Source organism: Paenibacillus sp. 1-18 (genome assembly GCF_000520755.1).
Classification (GTDB): domain Bacteria; phylum Bacillota; class Bacilli; order Paenibacillales; family Paenibacillaceae; genus Paenibacillus; species Paenibacillus brasilensis.
In genome coordinates this window covers 1-406 of record NZ_ASSB01000323.1, presented here as the reverse complement: position 1 = coordinate 406, position 406 = coordinate 1, and the positions used below count along the sequence as shown (strand labels likewise).

The 406-nt window shown below is 59.9% G+C and carries 1 pseudogene; it reads right to left on the bottom strand.

The features are described 5' to 3' along the window. Window positions 1–406 (bottom strand): annotated as a pseudogene (locus tag L693_RS30755) (hypothetical protein); the annotation flags it as partial.

The window sequence follows — 406 nt, the reverse complement described above, 5'->3', positions numbered from 1 at the left end:
GTCAAATGTGAAGGGCCGACGCTGCCTTCCGCGAGATTCGTCGCTTGCACTGAGCGTGCCGCCAGTTTTTCCGAGGTGATGCTTTCCGCTTGAAGCGCACGACCGGATACACTGTCCGGGGCCATGTGTTGTTCTTCAATGGATTCCTTAGCCACATGCCAGGACTGTATCGCTTCATTCGCGATCTTGCTGGACGCAACCGCTCCCTCCTGCAGGGCATCCTCCGATACCACCTGCCAGCCTACATGCTGCTGCTGGATGGCCCCTGCTTGCAGATGCTCCGACTGGACGGATTCCGGTGCGATATGTTTGGACTGCACCGCGCCCTCTGCCAGCGCAGATTCCTGTACCGCCCCCTCGGCCAGATGCTGAGGGTGTACGGCGTGCTCTGTCAGATGTACGGAGC